Origin of the sequence: Streptomyces sp. NPDC046881 (genome assembly GCF_040645015.1) — a bacterium.
Classification (GTDB): domain Bacteria; phylum Actinomycetota; class Actinomycetes; order Streptomycetales; family Streptomycetaceae; genus Streptomyces.
Genome location: NZ_JBEYXJ010000024.1, coordinates 1 through 16380 on the forward strand (window position 1 = coordinate 1; position 16380 = coordinate 16380).

13 protein-coding genes are annotated in these 16380 nt (G+C 73.5%); 7 read left to right on the top strand and 6 right to left on the bottom strand.

Features of this window, described 5'->3' with window-relative positions; translation table 11 throughout:
- Nucleotides 1-114: 114 nt before the first annotated feature.
- Complete coding sequence (locus ABZ923_RS14535; RefSeq protein WP_361470852.1) at nt 115-1356, bottom strand: serpin family protein; 1242 nt, start codon at nt 1354-1356, stop codon at nt 115-117.
- Between the two features lie 307 nt (nt 1357-1663).
- Between ABZ923_RS14535 and ABZ923_RS14540 the strand changes: the two genes are divergently transcribed.
- From ABZ923_RS14540 to ABZ923_RS14560, 5 genes are all read left to right on the top strand, one after another.
- Complete coding sequence (locus tag ABZ923_RS14540) at nt 1664-2416, top strand: GntR family transcriptional regulator (protein WP_361470853.1); 753 nt, start codon at nt 1664-1666, stop codon at nt 2414-2416.
- A 381-nt stretch (nt 2417-2797) separates the two neighbouring features.
- Nucleotides 2798-2989, top strand: coding sequence for an SPOR domain-containing protein (locus ABZ923_RS14545; protein ID WP_030649874.1), 192 nt, complete (start codon nt 2798-2800; stop codon nt 2987-2989).
- Between the two features lie 30 nt (nt 2990-3019).
- Nucleotides 3020-3460 carry a (deoxy)nucleoside triphosphate pyrophosphohydrolase gene (locus ABZ923_RS14550; protein ID WP_361470856.1) on the top strand — a complete coding sequence of 147 codons (441 nt, stop codon included), beginning with the start codon at nt 3020-3022 and terminating at the stop codon, nt 3458-3460.
- A 113-nt stretch (nt 3461-3573) separates the two neighbouring features.
- Complete coding sequence (locus ABZ923_RS14555) at nt 3574-4002, top strand: ATP-binding protein (protein ID WP_361470857.1); 429 nt, start codon at nt 3574-3576, stop codon at nt 4000-4002.
- 272 nt (nt 4003-4274) lie between these two features.
- Nucleotides 4275-6863 (top strand): SpoIIE family protein phosphatase, encoded by a 2589-nt coding sequence (locus ABZ923_RS14560; protein ID WP_361470859.1) that lies wholly within the window; start codon nt 4275-4277, stop codon nt 6861-6863.
- A 23-nt stretch (nt 6864-6886) separates the two neighbouring features.
- Here the strand turns inward: ABZ923_RS14560 and ABZ923_RS14565 are convergent, their stop codons facing one another.
- Nucleotides 6887-8458 carry a hypothetical protein gene (locus ABZ923_RS14565; RefSeq protein ID WP_361470861.1) on the bottom strand — a complete coding sequence of 524 codons (1572 nt, stop codon included), beginning with the start codon at nt 8456-8458 and terminating at the stop codon, nt 6887-6889.
- Nucleotides 8459-8538: 80 nt separating this feature from the next.
- On the opposite strand from ABZ923_RS14565, the gene ABZ923_RS14570 reads away from it, so the two are divergent.
- Nucleotides 8539-9777, top strand: coding sequence for a hypothetical protein (locus ABZ923_RS14570; RefSeq protein WP_361470862.1), 1239 nt, complete (start codon nt 8539-8541; stop codon nt 9775-9777).
- A 46-nt stretch (nt 9778-9823) separates the two neighbouring features.
- On the opposite strand, the gene ABZ923_RS14575 is transcribed toward ABZ923_RS14570, so the two are convergent.
- The 4 genes from ABZ923_RS14575 to ABZ923_RS14590 are packed head-to-tail and all read right to left on the bottom strand — an operon-like array spanning nt 9824 to nt 13708.
- A complete protein-coding gene (locus ABZ923_RS14575) occupies nt 9824-10618 on the bottom strand; it encodes a succinate dehydrogenase/fumarate reductase iron-sulfur subunit (RefSeq protein ID WP_361470864.1) in 795 nt (264 codons plus the stop codon).
- Complete coding sequence (locus tag ABZ923_RS14580) at nt 10615-12552, bottom strand: fumarate reductase/succinate dehydrogenase flavoprotein subunit (protein ID WP_361470865.1); 1938 nt, start codon at nt 12550-12552, stop codon at nt 10615-10617. The genes ABZ923_RS14575 and ABZ923_RS14580 overlap by 4 nt, the downstream gene beginning before the upstream one ends.
- A 16-nt stretch (nt 12553-12568) precedes the next feature.
- Nucleotides 12569-13390 (bottom strand): hypothetical protein, encoded by an 822-nt coding sequence (locus ABZ923_RS14585; protein WP_361470867.1) that lies wholly within the window; start codon nt 13388-13390, stop codon nt 12569-12571.
- A gap of 27 nt (nt 13391-13417) precedes the next feature.
- Entirely contained in the window at nt 13418-13708 is a 291-nt protein-coding gene (locus ABZ923_RS14590) for a hypothetical protein (protein WP_361470868.1), read from the bottom strand.
- A gap of 314 nt (nt 13709-14022) precedes the next feature.
- Between ABZ923_RS14590 and ABZ923_RS14595 the strand changes: the two genes are divergently transcribed.
- The gene (locus tag ABZ923_RS14595) at nt 14023-16275 is read left to right on the top strand and encodes an ABC transporter family substrate-binding protein (RefSeq protein WP_361470870.1); all 2253 of its coding nucleotides are present in this window, start codon (nt 14023-14025) and stop codon (nt 16273-16275) included.
- Nucleotides 16276-16380 lie beyond the last annotated feature (105 nt).

Below are 16380 nucleotides of genomic sequence, written 5' to 3' on the forward strand. Positions count from 1 at the left end.
CCGGCGCGCCCGGGCGTGGCAGCGGCACCGCGCAGGGCCAGCACGTCCGCCCGGGGGGGGGGGGCCCGCCCCGGCAGGGGTCCGCCCCCCCTTCGCGTGCCGGCCGGCCCCTCGTCACAGCCCCGGCGGTGTGCCCGCGACGCCGGGGCCGACCGGGTACGGCGCCGGTTCCGTCACCCAGCCCGCCGCCAGCACCAGCCGGGACTCGCGGTCGACGGCGAGGAAGGCGAAGGGGCGGTCGAAGGTGACCCGGACGACCGTCGTCTCGTAGCGGTACTGCGGGACCGCGCCGGCCGCCACCGGCATCATCGCCGTCACCGCCGCCGCCCGGAAGCCGAGCGCGCCGAACTGGGCCACGGCCGACTGGCGGGCCTCCCCGACGGCCAGCGGGTAGGGGCTCACCCCCGGGAAGTGGCCGGCCTCGGTGTCCGCCGCCGCCGTGAGGCCGAAGAGGCCCGGCAGCGCGAGCAGGTCGTGGTCGGCCCGCACCTCGTACGCCACCGTCGTCACGTCCAGCGTCCTCGGCTCCGGCGCGGTGGCCGGCTGCTGCTCCACGTGCAGTCCGGGTCCCACGTGCCCGTGCGGCAGCGCGCCGCCCCCGGTCAGCGGCAGGCCGCGCTCCACGATCCCCACGCCGGCCGCCAGCACCTGACCCGGTGTCATGCGCTCCTCACCGAGCAGGAGGTGGACGTCGACGCCGTTGTCCCCGGGCACCGTCAGCGCGGTGACGAAGCCGTCCGGGGTGCCCGTCACCCCCACCCGGTCCGGCCGCACGCTGCGCCGGTGCAGGCCGCGCAGGGTGCGGCCCTGCCAGGGACCGGAACCGGGCCGCAGCGGCCGCTCGGTGAAGGGCTGCCGCCAGTCCGTGCGCAGCGCGAGGGCGGTGGCCAGCACCATCCGCGCGTCCCGGGTCAGCGTCACCGGCATGCGCTCGACCAGCCCGCCGGTCCGCTCGGCCGCCCAGGCGTCCAGCCGCTCCTGCGCGGTGACGAGGTCGTCCCCGAAGACCCCGTGGGTGCCGGCGGGCAGCCCGGCCCGCCACTCCTCCCGCAGGGCCAGCCCGTGGTACGTCCACACGCCGAGCGCCGTGTCCAGGCCGGACACCGACGCCAGCCCCGCCAGCAGCTCCCGTGCGGCACCGGCCGCCCGCTCGGCCGGCACGCCCAGGGCGCCGGCCAGTTCCGCGCGCGCGGGCCCGGCCGCTCCGTCGGCCAGGAAGGCCAGCAGGGGCCACACGCCCGGCGCCGAGAACACCGTGCCCTCACGCAGTGCCTGCGCCCACCGCGCGGTGAGTCCGTTCACCGCGCGGACGGCCGTATCGCCCACCCGGCCGTCCGGCCCGGTCTCCACCCGCATTCCGCCCCCCGTTCATGTGCCGCTCACGCTGCGGCCGGTCGTACGTCGGTCGAGTCGACGGTACCGGTGTGCGTCCCCCGCCTCCCGGCCCCCGCCCGTCACTCCTGCCAACGGCCGGGCGGCCCTCGGGAGTTCCCGGGGTACCGGCCTCCGAGGTGTGAGGACCCCTATAAGGGGAGAAAGTGCCTGGGTAAAGCCCTCCCCGGCCTTTTGTCATCACATCGAGTGATTCTCTGGCCTTTGCTTGCACGGTACAACCCACGGTTGCCAGGCTGTTGCTGTCTGTACAACCTGATGGGAGCGGCCAGTGACTTTCGGTGAGCAGCCGGCGTACCTGCGTGTCGCGGGTGATCTCCGCAAGAAGATCGTCGACGGTTCACTCCCGCCCCACACCCGCCTGCCCTCGCAGGCCCGCATCCGCGAGGAGTACGGCGTCTCGGACACGGTCGCCCTGGAGGCCCGCAAGGTGCTGATGGCCGAGGGACTGGTCGAGGGCCGCTCCGGCTCGGGGACCTATGTGCGCGAGCGGCCCGTGCCCCGCCGGGTCGCCCGCTCCGGGTACCGGCCGGCGGGCGGCGCCACCCCGTTCCGGCAGGAGCAGTCCGACGCCTCGGTGCGCGGCACCTGGGAGTCCAGCAGCGAACAGACCGAGGCCGGGGCGGCCATCGCCGAGCGGCTCGCGATCCAGACCGGCGACCGGGTCATGCGCACCAAGTACCTCTTCCGGGAGGGCGGCGAGCCGATGATGCTCTCCACCTCCTGGGAGCCCCTCGCCGTCACCGGCCGCACCCCCGTGATGCTGCCCGAGGAGGGGCCGCTCGGCGGGATGGGCGTGGTCGAGCGCATGCGGGCCATCGACGTCATCGTGGACAACGTCACCGAGGAGGTCGGCGCCCGCCCCGGCCTCGCCGAGGAGCTGCACCTGCTCGGCGGCGTCCCCGGGCACGTGGTCCTGGTCGTCCACCGCACCTACTTCGCCTCCGGCCGCCCGGTGGAGACCGCCGACGTCGTCATCCCGGCCGACCGCTACCAGGTCGCCTACCACCTGCCCGTGAGGTAACCGCCCCCGCCCGGGCGGCCGGTGCCTCGCGCGCCCCCGTGCGTGAGGTAGCGCACACCCTGATGCGCCACCCGCCGCCGCCCGGCCCTGTCCGCTTCCTCCCCGGCCGCAGCAATCCGGCCGTTTTCCCAGGTGGTCCCGGGTGGCTCCGGCATGCCCCCGACCCCAGGCAACGAAGTTCGCGACGGCGCATTCGGCCCCGTGCGCCCCCGGCGTTCTGGCTGGTTGCGTACCTCTTTGTGAAAAGTCGTATTCGCAGCGTGAAGGTTGGGCGTACGCTCGGGCATATGCGGATTGCGGTTTCCTTAGGCGGGGCGCGGCGGGGGCCCCGGAGTGGGGGAGGGCGGGGCGGTGCGAGAAGGAACACGGGCGGTGGGGGCCATGAGTGAGGGCACGGTCTCCCTCCCCTGGATCGTGATACGGCAGGACGACAACGGCAATCGCTACCGGGTCGGCCGCTACGCGACCCGCGCGGAGGCGCAGAAGATCGCCGACAGCCTCGACGACCGGGGGCACAAGCAGCTCTACTGGGTCGAGCGCATCGGCCAGAACGGGGACGGCACCCAGAACTGAGCGTGCCCGGGCTCCCGTAGGCTCCGCTCCATGACGCGCACGACTCCCGAAGCGGACCCGATCGTGGTGGTGGGAGCCGCCCTGCTCGACGGCGGCCGGCTGCTCGCCGCGCGCCGCAGCGCCCCCGCCGACCTGGCCGGGCGCTGGGAGCTGCCCGGCGGCAAGGTCGAGGCGGGGGAGCGGCCCGAGGACGCCCTGGTGCGCGAACTGCGCGAGGAGCTGGGCGTCGACGCCGAACCGGTCGGACGGGTGCCGGGACAGTGGCCGCTGCGGACGCCGTACGTCCTCCAGGTGTGGACCGCCCGCCTGCGCCCCGGCTCACCCGCGCCGAGCCCCCTCCAGGACCACGACGAACTGCGCTGGCTGACCCCGGACCGGATCTGGGAGGTCGACTGGCTCGACCAGGACGTCCCGGCCGTGCGGGAGGTGTCCGCCCGATGGGGAGCGGCGCGCAACCCCGCCGACCCCTAGGTGCGCGGCCCCCGGACGGAGCGCGCCCGTTCGTGCCACAGTGCGCCCTCTCGCGCGGTACTGCCACCCGGATATCGGGTATGTGCCCATTAACCCCATGAAACCGGACATGGGTGGGCTCGCTGGCCTGGGAAGTGATCGGCGTGATCGACACCGATGGCGACTGCGCCGAGTGGTCCTTCCCCGCGGAACCGGACGCCGTGCGCAGCGCCCGCGCGGCGGTCCGGGGCCAGTTGCACGGCTGGGGCCTGGACTGCCTCGCCGATCTCGCCGCCCTGCTGGTGAGCGAGCTGGTCACCAACTCGCTGCGGCACGCCACCGGTCCCATCGGCGTACGCCTGGTCCGCCCCGCCGAGCCCGCCGACACCCTGCGGGTGGAGGTCTCCGACCCGCTCCCCGAGCTGCCGCGGGAGCGTGTCGCACAGCCCGAGGACGAGAGCGGACGCGGTCTCCAGCTGGTCGCGGGCTCCTCGCGGCGCTGGGGCACCCGGCCCGGCGCGGGCGGAAAGACCGTCTGGTTCGAACTGGCGCTGCCCGGGTGACGCCGCGGCAGTCGCAGGGGCACGGGGGTGTACGGCAGTCGGCGTCCCGTCCCCCGTGCGCGCCGGGGGCGCACGCGGTCCGGCGATGGGTGGTTCGGCGGTGTGTTCCCTGGTTAGAAGAGTGGAAGTGTTGTCACGGACCGGTCCGAAAACCACCTGGACCGAGCTGTGATCGTGAACACCGTGTCGTGCGGCGCCGTAGTGCTGGATACTGCGGGCAGCCGCCCCCGGTGACCGGTGCCGGGCGCGGTGAGCTGGAGGGGACGGTTCGCGTGAGCGAGATACCAGCGAAGGCCACGGAGTCCGAGGACCCGTCGGACGGCGCGAGGAGCCAGGCCGCGGAGGCTTCCGTGGCGCCCGGTGACGCGATGTGGCAGAGCAGTCCGCCCGGTTCGATCTACGACTACATCAAGGTCGCGTCCTTCTCCATCGGTCCCGGCGGGCTGGTCGAGCAGTGGAGCCTGCGCGCCGAGCAACTCTTCGGCATCCCCGCCGAACGCGCCGTCGGCATGGACCCGATAGAGGCTTTCATCGACCCCGACCTGCGCGAGAGCGGCCAGCGGAAGATGGCCGAAATCCTCGACGGGCGGGAGTGGACCGGAGTAGTGCCCTTCCGGATGCCGGACGGCCCGGACGGCAATCGCGGCGAGGAGGGCCTGGCCGAGGTCTACGTCATGCCGACGCGCACCGCCGAGGGCGAGAAGGCCGCCGTCTGCATCGTGGTGGACGTCCGCACGCTGCGCAGCATCGAGACCGACCTCGCCGCCTCGCAGGCGATTTTCGGTCAATCCCCCTTCGGTTTCCTGCTGATCGACGTCGACCTGCGGGTCCGCCGGGCGAACATGCGGTTCGCCTCCGTCTTCGGCGGATCCCCGGACGACCACCGGGGCAAGGGAGTTCACGACTACCTGCCGCGCGGCGAGGCCGAGCGGGTCTCGGCCACGCTGCGGCGGGTGCTGGAGTCCGGCGAGTCCATCACCGACATGCACGTCACCGGCTTCGTCCCGGGCTCCGAGGAACGCCGGCACTGGTCCGTCAACCTCTACCGCGTGCACAGCGGCAGCGGCCGGCCCATCGGCATCGCCTGGCTCGGCACCGACATCACCGCCCGCCGCGCCGCCGCCCGCGAGGCCGCCGCCGCCCGGCGCAACCTCGCCCTGCTCAACGAGGCCGGCGCCCGGATAGGGAACTCCCTGGACCTGGAGACCACGGCCCGCGAACTCCTCGACGTGGTCGTCCCCGGCTTCTGCGACCTGGCCACCGTCGACCTCTACCAGGGCCTGCTGGCCGGCGACGAGGCCCCGCCCGGCCTCGCCGACGGCAGCGCCGAACTGCGCCGCGTCGCCTTCGCCAGCGCCGTCTCCGGCGCCCCCTTCAGCAGCGCCGGCAAGCCCGTCGAGGTCGGCGCGGTCCACCACTTCCCGTTCAACTCGCCCTGCGCGGACGCCCTGCGCACCGCGCGGCCGCAGTACGTGCCCGCCGAGGAGGGCGGGCTCGTGCAGTCCACGCTGGCCGTGCCGATGGTCGCCCACGACACGGTGGTGGGACTCGCGCAGTTCGCCCGGACGAAGGGCAGCGAGCCGTTCGGCGAACGCGACCGGGAACTCGCGGTCGAACTGGCCGCGCGGGCCGCCGTCTGCATCGACAACGCGCGCCTGTACCGCCGGGAACACGAACGCGCCCTGATACTGCAGCGGTCCCTGCTGCCGCCCGGCGACCCCGAGGCCTCCGGCCTCGACATCGCCTGCCGCTATCTGCCGGGCAACGCGGCCACGGAGGTGGGCGGCGACTGGTTCGACGTCATCGAACTCCCCGGCCACCGCACCGCCCTGGTCGTCGGGGACGTCATGGGCCGGGGTCTGCGGGCCGCGGTGGCGATGGGTGAACTGCGCACCGCCGTCCGCACGCTGGCCCTGCTCGACCTGGAACCGGCGGAGGTCCTCTCGGCGTTGGATGAGATCGCGCGCGGACTCGGCACGCCCGGCGGGGTCCAGCAGGCCACCCGTACGGCCCGCCAGCCCCGGGACGCCGACCTCTCCGAGGTGTACCTGGCGACCTGTGTGTACGCCGTGTACGACTCCGTCACCCGACGCTGTACGTTCGCCAACGCCGGCCATCTGCCACCGGTCCTGGTGGAGCCCGGCGAGGCGGCGCTGATGCTCGACGTGCCGCCCGGCATGCCGCTCGGCGTGGGGGGCGAGCCGTTCGAGGAGGTGGAGGTCGAACTCCCCGAGGGCGCGCTGCTCGCGCTCTACACGGACGGCCTCGTCGAGTCCCGCGACCACCCGCTGGACGAGGGCCTGCAGGCCTTCGTGGGCGCGCTCACCGACCCCAGCCGGCCCCTGGAGGACGTCTGCGACCACGTCCTCAACACCCTCGACACCCACCACGGCGAGGACGACATCGCCCTGCTCATGGCCCGGGTGCAGGGGCTGCCCGCCGATTCCGTCGGCGACTGGACGCTGCCGCGCGAGCCGCGCAGTGTCGGGCGGGCCCGTGAGTACGCCCGCGGGCAGCTGCTCTCCTGGGACCTGGAACCACTGGTCGACACCACGGAACTGCTGGTCAGCGAGCTGGTGACGAACGCGCTGCGGTACGGCGAGGGGGACATCCGGCTCCGGCTGCTGCTGGACCGCACCCTGGTCTGCGAGGTCTGGGACGCCGGCCTCGTCCAGCCCCGGCGCCGCCGGGCCCGGGACACCGACGAGGGCGGCCGGGGCCTGCAACTGGTCGGCCTCCTCAGCGCGGCCTGGGGCTCCCGGCGCACCCCCCGGGGCAAGACGGTCTGGTTCGAACTGCCCCTGCCGGGCGGCGACGGCACCCTCACCGACCCGGCGGAAGCCCTGCTGAGCCTGTTCTGACCTGCCCGAGCGCGCCGCAGAGCTCAGGCGTGGTGGCGGGAGCGGGTCCGGGGGCCGCCGTAGGCCACCGGGGGGCCGGCGTCCGGGGTCTCGGTGAGGAGGATGCCGCCGAGGACGGCGCCCGCCAGGCCGGCCGTGGCCGCCTCGGTGCCGACGGACGGGGTGCCGTACGCCCGTACGTCCCGCTCGGCCAGCTCGCGTGCCTCCCCGGCCGCCGCGTCGGCCCGGGCGGTGTTCCCCGCGGCCAGCTCCCGTACCGCCTCCGCCAGCCGGGCCCGGGCCTGCGCGCCCACGGCCCCCCGGTGCACGGCGACGAACTCCTCCGCCCCGGCCACGGAACTCCGCGCCACGAGCAGCGCGGCGGTGTCCAGCACCCCCGAGCGCGCCCCGTCCAGCCGCTCGACCGCCCGGGTGATCCGGCGCAGCGCGTCCAGCGGATCGTACGGTCCGCCCGTCAGCTCCTCGCGGACCGCCGCCAGCACCATGTCGGCGTGCGCCGGCCGCGCGCGCGGATCGGCCGTGGTGGTCCGCTCCGGCCCGCCCCGCACCGCCGCCAGCTCCGCCTCGGCGCCGGTCAGCGCCGCCGGCACCAGTGCGGCCGCCTCCCGCAGCCGTGCCGCGAGCCGCTCCACCCCGTCCACCAGCACCCCCGCCTGGACCACCGCCCCCTCACCGGCCCGCAACCGCCGCACCGCCCGCCCCACGTCGCCCGCGTCGGCGGCCTGGCGGGCCTCGTTGAGCCGCGCGGTGGCGAACAGCAGCCGGTCCTTGGCCTGTTCGACGTTCCCGGCGACGGGCCGGCCGGCCGAGTGCGCGTACCGCTCCCGGAGCGTCGCCAGCGTCTCCTGCGCGGGCACCACCCGTCCCGCCAGCTCCCGGAACCGCTCCTCCGCCACCGTCAGCGCCGCCCCCACCCCCCGGTCGCCGCCCTCCGCCTCGTCCAGCCCGCGCAACCGGTCCAGCGCCGCCGCCTCCGCGTCCAGCCGGCGCCCGGCCTCCGCACAGCGGCCGATCACCCCGACCAGCGCCTGGCGCCGGGCACTCGGCTCCTCCGGTACGCCCTCCTCGTACCGCCGCCAGATCGCGAACGCCGCCGACAGCTCGGTCTCCGCGGCCCGCAGGGCGTGGGTGAACGGCTCGGTCTGCTTCTCCCCGAACAGCTCCCGGACGAGGGTCAGTTCCTCCCTGCTGGCCCGTACGCAGTCGTCGGCCAGCCGCAGTGCCGCCCGCGCCTGACGCTCGGAGTCGGCCGGGGTGGGCACGGGCGGCTGCGCCGAGACGGTCCCCGGAGTCGTGCGGGTCCGGGCCCGGCGGGTGCGCCGCAGGTAGCCGTATCCGGCCAGGGCCACGGCCGTCACCCCGGCGACGAGCGGCAGCACCAGGTCGGCGGCCGACGTCCCGTCCTCCTGCGGGGCGGCCGCACCCGGCACCGCGCCGGCCGAGGCCACGGGAACCGGATCATGGGCCTCTGCCGTCATCACCGGCAACACCAGCCACCCGGCTCCCGCCAGGGCACCCAGCACGGCATGCGTCACCCGCACCCGTATGTGCGCGGTGGCACGCCGGGGCCGGCCCCGGATCAGGGAGGACGTCACATTTCGGAGCGTATGGGCAGGTAGGCGGCTCCGCGAGCGGGACGGAGACGGGTGGGGGACCAGACGGACAGGGGGGCGGGATGGACGAGAACCCGACGGGCGAGCAGCGGGCGGAGGGAAGCCCGCCGGACGAACAGCGGTCCGACGGGCACCCGTCGGACGAGCAGACGGCTGACGAAAAGCCGACGGTCGAGGCTGACGAGAAGCCGGCGGTCGAGGCTGACGAAAAGCCGACGGTCGAGCAGGCGGTCGAGGCTGACGGGAAGCCGCCTGCCGAGCGGCCCGAGCCGTCCTCCCCCCGAGCCCCCACCCGCAAGCGCCGTGTCCTCCGCGTCGCCGCGCTCCTCCTCGCCCTCCTGCTGCTCCCGCTCCTCACCGCCGAGACGGCCCTCCGGCTGAACTACACCGGCGACCCGGCGCCCGGCACCCGTACCCGGCACCAGGACGCCCTCTGGCTGGGGCATGCCTGGGTGGACGGGCGGAAGGGCGACCGGGACGTCGCGGCCCTCGCCGACCGGCTGCGCGGTACCGGCATCCGTGACCTGTACGTGCACTCCGGCCCCCTGGAACACGACGGCACCCTGCCCGCGTCGGCGTACCCGAAGGCCCGTTGGCTGACGGCCGCCGTCCACCGGGAGCTGCCCGGCGTCCGCGTCCAGGCCTGGCTCGGCGACAAGCTGGCCGGCGAGGGCCCCGACGGCCTGCGGCTCGACCGCCCGGCCACCCGCGCGGCGATCCTCGACTCCACCCGCGCCGTCCTCGCCGTCGGCTTCCAGGGCGCCCACTTCGACCTCGAACCGCTGCACTCCGGCGACCGCGACTACCTGGGTCTCCTCGACGACCTGCGCGCGCTCACCCACGCCCGGGGCGCCGTCCTCTCCGTCGCCGCCCACCAGATCGACCCGGTGCCCGCCTTCCACTCCTTCTGGGGTGCCACCACCGGACACCCCAAGTGGTGGTCGCAGGCGTACTTCGGGCAGGTGGCCCGCCGCGTGGACCAGATCGCCGTCATGTCGTACGACACCATGCAGCCGCTGCAGAGCCTGTACGGCGGCTATGTGGCGCAGCAGACCAGCCTCGCCCTGGAGGTCACCCCGGACGGCACCGACCTCCTGATGGGCCTGCCCTTCTACCACGAGAACCGGTTCGGGCACTGGGCGCACGCCGAGACCGTCCCGGCGGCGGTGCGGGGCGTACGGCTGGGCCTGTCCCGCACGGACGCGGACCGGCGCGCCTTCGGCGTCGCCCTGTACGTCGACTTCGCCGCCACCGAGGACGACTGGGCCGCCTACCGGGAGGACTGGGTCCGTACGCCATGACACCCCGCCGACGCCCACTGCACCCGCGACGAACTCGTCCAGGAGTTCAGTCCTCGGCGGGCGCCTGGTCTGCCGCGGACCGCCTCCTGATCTTCGAGCCCAGCCACACCAGCGGGTCGTACTTGCGGTCGACCGCCCGTTCCTTCAGCGGGATCAGGGCGTTGTCGGTGATCCGGATGCCCTCGGGGCAGACCTCCGTGCAGCACTTGGTGATGTTGCAGTAGCCGAGGCCGTGGTCGTCCTGGGCGGTGCGCCCGCGGTCCAGGCCGGTGTCGGCCGCCGCGTCCAGCGGGTGCATGTCGAGTTCGGCGACCCGCATCAGGTACCGCGGCCCGGCGAACGCCCGCTTGTTCTCCTCGTGGTCGCGCACCACGTGGCAGGTGTTCTGGCACAGGAAGCACTCGATGCACTTGCGGAACTCCTGCGGACGGTCCACGTCCTCCTGGAACATGCGGTACTCGCCGGGACCCAGGCCGGCGGGCGGCACGAACGCGGGGACCTCGCGGGCCTTCTCGTAGTTGAAGCCGACGTCCGTCACCAGGTCGCGGATCACGGGGAAGGCGCGCAGCGGGGTGATCGTGATCGTCTCCGCCCGGTCGAAGACCGACATGCGGGTCATGCACATCAGCCGCGGGCGGCCGTTGATCTCCGCCGAGCACGAACCGCACTTGCCCGCCTTGCAGTTCCAGCGCACGGCCAGGTCGGGCACCTGGGTGGCCTGGAGGCGGTGGACGATGTCCAGGACCACCTCGCCGTCGTTCACCTCGACCGTGAAGTCCTCGAGGCCGCCGCCCTGTTCGTCGCCCCGCCACACCTGGAAGCGGGCTTCGTAGCTGCTCACTCGTACAGCTCCTCTTCGGCGAGGTACTTGACCAGCTCCTCCTTCTCGAAGAGGGCGAGCAGGTCCGGGCGGATGGGGTCGGTGGTCTCGCGGGCGAGGCGGATCTGCCCCCGGGCGGGGTCCGTCGCGGCGAGGCCACCGGAGGGGTCGGCGAGGGTGCACAGCAGGTTCACGTTGCGCCAGGCCCGGTCCATCGCCGGGTGGTCCTCGCGGGTGTGGCCGCCGCGCGACTCGGTGCGCTCCAGCGCGGCCCGGGCCACGCACTCGCTGACCAGCAGCATGTTCCTGAGGTCGAGGGCGAGGTGCCAGCCGGGGTTGAACTGGCGGTGGCCCTCGACACCGGCCCGCCGGGCCCGGGCCCGCAGCTCGGCCAGCTTGTGCAGGGCCTGCTCCATCTCGCCCTCGCGGCGGATGATGCCGACCAGGTCGTTCATGGCCTGCTGGAGTTCCTGGTGCAGGGTGTACGGGTTCTCCGGCGGGCCCGCCGCGCCGTCGCCCTCCGCCTCCGCGGAGAAGGGCCGCAGGGCCTCCGCCGCGGCCGTGTCGACCTGGGCGTCGTCCACCGGCGGTCGCCGGCCCGCCAGCCCCTGCGCGTACTCGGCGGCGTGCCAGCCGGCACGGCGGCCGAAGACCAGCAGGTCGGACAGGGAATTGCCGCCGAGCCGGTTCGAGCCGTGCATGCCGCCGGCCACCTCGCCGGCCGCGTACAACCCCGGCACCCCGCGGGCCGCCGCCGTGTCGGAGTCGACCGCGATGCCGCCCATGACGTAGTGGCAGGTCGGCCCGACCTCCATCGCCTCGGCCGTGATGTCGACGTCCGCCAGCTCCTTGAACTGGTGGTACATCGACGGCAGCCGGCGCCGGATCACCTCGGCGGGCATCCGGGTCGACACGTCCAGGAACACCCCGCCGTGCGGCGAGCCCCGGCCCGCCTTGACCTCGGCGTTGATCGCGCGGGCCACCTCGTCGCGGGGGAGCAGCTCCGGCGGGCGCCGGTTGTGCTCCGGGTCCTCGTACCACCGGTCGGCCTCCTCCTCCGACTCGGCGTACTTCTCCTTGAAGACGTCCGGGACGTAGTCGAACATGAACCGCTTGCCCTCGGAGTTGCGCAGCACCCCGCCGTCCCCGCGCACCGACTCGGTGACGAGGATGCCCTTGACCGACGGCGGCCAGACCATGCCGGTCGGGTGGAACTGCACGAACTCCATGTTCAGCAGCGGCGCGCCGGCCAGGAGCGCCAGCGCGTGTCCGTCGCCCGTGTACTCCCACGAGTTCGACGTGACCTTGAAGGACTTGCCGATGCCGCCGGTCGCGACCACGACCGCGGGAGCCTCCAGGACGAAGAAGCGGCCGGTCTCCCGCTCGTAGGCGAAGACGCCCGAGACCCGGTCGCCGTCCTTGAGGACCCTGGTGACCGTGCACTCCTGGAAGACCTTCAGCCGGGACTCGTAGTCCCCGGTCTCCTTGAAGTCCTCCTGCTGGAGCGCGACGATCTTCTGCTGGAGCGTGCGGATCAGCTCCAGGCCGGTGCGGTCGCCCACGTGGGCCAGCCGCGGGTACTCGTGGCCGCCGAAGTTGCGCTGCGAGATCCGGCCGTCCTTCGTACGGTCGAACAGCGCGCCCCAGGTCTCCAGCTCCCACACCCGCTCGGGTGCCTCCTGGGCGTGCAGCTCGGCCATCCGCCACTGGTTGAGGAACTTGCCGCCGCGCATGGTGTCGCGGAAGTGCACCTGCCAGTTGTCGTGCTCGTTGGCGTTGGCCATCGCGGCCGCGATGCCGCCCTCGGCCATCACGGTGTGCGCCTTGCCGAACAGCGACTTGCAGATCACCGCCGTACGGGCGCCCCGCTCGCGCGCCTCGATCGCAGCCCGCAGCCCGGCGCCGCCGGCACCGACCACGACGACGTCCCACTCCTGCCGGTCGACCACGGACATCAGAAGGCCTCACTCATCAGAAGAATCTCGGATCGTCGAAGACCCCGGACGCGACGAGGTAGACGTAGAAGTCGGCGAGCGCCACGCTCAGCAGCGACGCCCACGCCAGCTGCATGTGGCGGGCGTTGAGCCGGCCCACGAACTGCCACGCCCGGTACCGCAGCGGGTGCTTCGAGAAGTGCTTGAGCTTGCCGCCGACGATGTGCCGGCAGGAGTGGCAGGAGAGGGTGTACGCCCAGATCAGCACGATGTTGGCCAGGAAGACCAGGGTGCCGAGGCCCATGTGGCCCCAGCGGTAGTGCGGGTCCCGGAAGGCCAGCACGGTGTCGTACGTCAGCACCCCGGCCACCAGCAGGGCGGCGTAGAAGAAGTACCGGTGGACGTTCTGCAGGATCAGCGGGAAACGGGTCTCGCCGCTGTAGCTGCGGTGCGGCTCGGCCACCGCGCAGGCGGGCGGCGAGGCCCAGAAGGCGCGGTAGTACGCCTTGCGGTAGTAGTAGCAGGTCAGCCGGAAGCCGAGCGGGAAGATCAGGATGATGACGGCGGGGGAGATGCCCCACCAGCCCCCGAAGAGGTCGGCGTTCGGTCCTGCGCGCATGGTCCGGCAGTTCTCCGCCAGGCACGGCGAGTAGAACGGCGAGACGTACGGCGCCGCGTAGTAGTGGGCGTTGGCGAAGGCCCGCCAGGTCGAGTAGACGACGAACGCGAACAGACCGGCCGCGGTGACGGCGGGCGCCAGCCACCAGCGGTCGGTCCGCAGGTGCGGGGCGGCGATCGCGGCGCGCGTGCGGGCGTGCACGCCACCGCTGTTCTGTTGGGGTTCCGTACCAGTGGCCAAGTCAGGACTCCGGTCGGTAGGGGTGGGTCAGGGGGCGCGGCGGTCGCGGGCGCCCAGTCCCTCGTCGTCCGTGTCCGTCCACAGGCTGATGTCGTAGGGCGCGTCGGAGATGGTGACGAGGTCGGGCCGGTGCGACGCGATCGGGGCGGCGGCTGCCTCCCGCAGCAGTGCCACGCTCTCGCGCAGATGGTCGGCGTCCACTCGGACCCGGCGTATCTCCAGACCCGAGCTGCCGAGCTGGTGTTCCAGGCGGCCCAGCGACCGGTGGAGGTCGTCGAGGCAGCGCTGTACGGCGTTGATGTCGTCGTGCACGGACATGACTTGCCCTCGCTTCCGCGGGTCCGGCGGGTCATGGGCGGCAACGTGCATGCGCCTTGGAGTGTTGCGCCTCTCGCCTGCCGGTGTGAAGGGATGTGCAGCGATTGGCCGGGGCGTACGGGTGCATCGCCCGGTGTGTTGCGCCGCACGGGTGGGCTTACCGGCCGTCGCCGCCGTGTCGCCCGCTGTTGCCGGATCCTTTCCTCTTCAGTGGCCGCATAGATCTGATCAGCTCCATATACCGCCGAACGTGATCAGCTCCATATACCGACAAATGTGAGCATAAGGCCCGTGGCTTCCCGGAGGTAGCAGAGATGTCCTACGACGGTGTTGGGCAGCGCCCCGAAGGGGTGCGCGGCCGGCGGCACGTGCAGCGCACCCTCGCCTTCCTGAGCGCCGGCGCGCTGGCCGTACCGCTGCTCGCCGGGTGCGCCGACGAGGACGTGACCAGCACCCCGCTCGCTCCGCAGGACATCGCCCCGGTCGCCCGGGACCTGGTCGCCGACGGCGGCACCCTGAAGTGGGCCGTGGACGCCGTACCGCAGACCCTGAACACCTTCCAGGCCGACGCCGACGCCGGCACCGGCCGGATCGCCCAGGCCGTGCTGCCGTCCATGTTCCGGCTGGACGCGACCGGCCGGCCGGTGGCCAATCCGGCCTACCTGGAGTCGGCCGAGGTCATCGAGACCGAGCCGCGCCAGGTGGTGCTGTACAAGCTGAACCAGCAGGCCGTCTGGAGCGACGGCCGGGAGATCGGCGCCGCCGACTTCGTCGCCCAGTGGCGGGCCCTGTCCGGAAAGAACAGCGCCTACTGGACGGCCCGCAACGCCGGCTACGACCGGATCGCCAAGATCGAGCGCGGCGCCAACGACCTCCAGGTCCGCGTCACCTTCTCCCGCCCCTACGCCGACTGGCGGTCGCTGTTCTCCCCGCTGTACCCGAAGGACGTCATGGGCACCCCGGACGCCTTCAACGACGGCGCCCGCCGGAAGCTGCAGGTCACCGCCGGGCCCTTCAAGGTCGAGAAGGTCGACACCGCCACGAAGGACGTCGTCCTCACCCGCAATCCGCGCTGGTGGGGCAAGCCCGCCAAGCTGAACGAGATCGTGCTGCACGCCGTGTCCCGCGACAAGCGGGCCGCCGCGCTCGCCGACGGCAGCGTGCAGCTCGCCGACATCGACTCCGCCGACGCGCAGCGGATCGCCCTCGCGAACCGGACGAAGGGCACCGGGACCCCGCTCCAGGGCGCCGGGGGCAAGACCTCCGTGAAGAAGCTGCGCGACTGGGCCCTCGCCCACGGCTTCGACTCCGACCAGGTGCACGCCGGCCAGAAGAAGCTCCGCAAGGCCATCACCCGCTACCTGGAGCAGCAGCAGGCGCTGCGGGACGTCGAGGTCCGCAAGTCCCTGGAGCCCGCCTACACCCAGCTCGCCCTCAACGGCGCCACCGGCCCGCTCACCGACGAACGGGTCCGCCGGGCCGTCGCCCGCGCGCTGGACCGGACCGAGCTGGCCCGGCTGGTGCTCACCCCGCTGGGGCTGCCCGCCGTCCCGGTCGGCAGCCACCTCGCCCTGTCCGGGCAGGCCGCCTACGCCGACGGCAGCGGCGCGATCGGCGGCCAGGACGCCGTGGAGGCGCAGGCGCTGCTCGCCGACGCCGGCTGGGTGCGCGGCGGCCCGCTCAAGGAGCAGAAGAAGGCCGAGAAGGCGGCCGGCCCCGAGCACGGCACCGGGCACGACGGCGAGGACGTCTCGAACGGCGGCAAGGACGGCGAGTACATCGTCGGGGAGGAGGAGGACGACGACAAGGGCCACGGCGAGGAGCCGGCCGGGGACCAGGGCGGCACGGACGGCGACGGCAAGGGCAGGCAACACGAGCCGGCCGGCGACCAGCGCGAGCACGGCGACCAGCACCTCGCACAGGAGGGCAAGCACGGCGGCGCGCCCGGTGCCTACGCCCCGAAGGGCACGGCCGCCCCGGCCGCCGCGCCGGCCGGACCGCTCGCCAAGGACGGCAAGCCGCTCGCGCTGCGCTTCGTCCTGCCCTCCGGGCCCGGCTCGGAGACCCTGAACTCGGTCGCCGAGCGGATCTCGGCGATGCTGGAGCAGGTCGGCATGCGGACCACGATCACCAAGGTCTCGGACGAGAGCTACTTCAAGGACCACATCGCCGCCGGCGACTACGACCTCGCCCTGTACTCCTGGCCGTCCTCGGCCTTCCCGGCGACCGACGCCCGGCCGATCTACGCCAAGCCGGTCCCGGCGGCGGACGGCTCGGTGAACGTCGAGCAGAACTACACCCGGGTCGGTACCGACCAGGTCGACCAGCTCTTCGACCAGGCCGCCACCACGCTGGACGAGGACGAGGCACGGGACCTGATCCGGAAGGCCGATTCCCGCATCTGGGCGGCGGCCGGCTCCATCCCGCTGTACCAGCGGCCGCAGCTGGTGGGAGCGCGGAAGAACCTGGTCAACGCGGGTGCGTTCGGGTTCCAGACACCGGTCTACGAGGACATGGGATTCCTGAAGAAGGGGGCGAAGGTCTCGCCCGCTCCGCACAAGGGCTAGCGGCCCGGCGAGCCCCGGCTGAAAAGGCCACGTACCATGGGGTGAGGCCGTGGCGTGTCCAGCCCGGCAGGGCCCGCGCGACACGGACGTACGCGCAGGGCGATC

What these genes read in the sequence shown, in the direction of transcription:
- ABZ923_RS14535 (WP_361470852.1), bottom strand. Translation starts at nt 1,356, where the DNA reads ATGCGGGTGGAGACCGGGCCGGACGGCCGGGTGGGCGATACGGCCGTC.
- ABZ923_RS14545 (WP_030649874.1), top strand. Translation starts at nt 2,798, where the DNA reads ATGAGTGAGGGCACGGTCTCCCTCCCCTGGATCGTGATACGGCAGGAC.
- ABZ923_RS14550 (WP_361470856.1), top strand. Translation starts at nt 3,020, where the DNA reads ATGACGCGCACGACTCCCGAAGCGGACCCGATCGTGGTGGTGGGAGCC.
- ABZ923_RS14570 (WP_361470862.1), top strand. Translation starts at nt 8,539, where the DNA reads ATGGACGAGAACCCGACGGGCGAGCAGCGGGCGGAGGGAAGCCCGCCG.
- ABZ923_RS14580 (WP_361470865.1), bottom strand. Translation starts at nt 12,552, where the DNA reads ATGTCCGTGGTCGACCGGCAGGAGTGGGACGTCGTCGTGGTCGGTGCC.
- ABZ923_RS14590 (WP_361470868.1), bottom strand. Translation starts at nt 13,708, where the DNA reads ATGTCCGTGCACGACGACATCAACGCCGTACAGCGCTGCCTCGACGAC.
- ABZ923_RS14595 (WP_361470870.1), top strand. Translation starts at nt 14,023, where the DNA reads ATGTCCTACGACGGTGTTGGGCAGCGCCCCGAAGGGGTGCGCGGCCGG.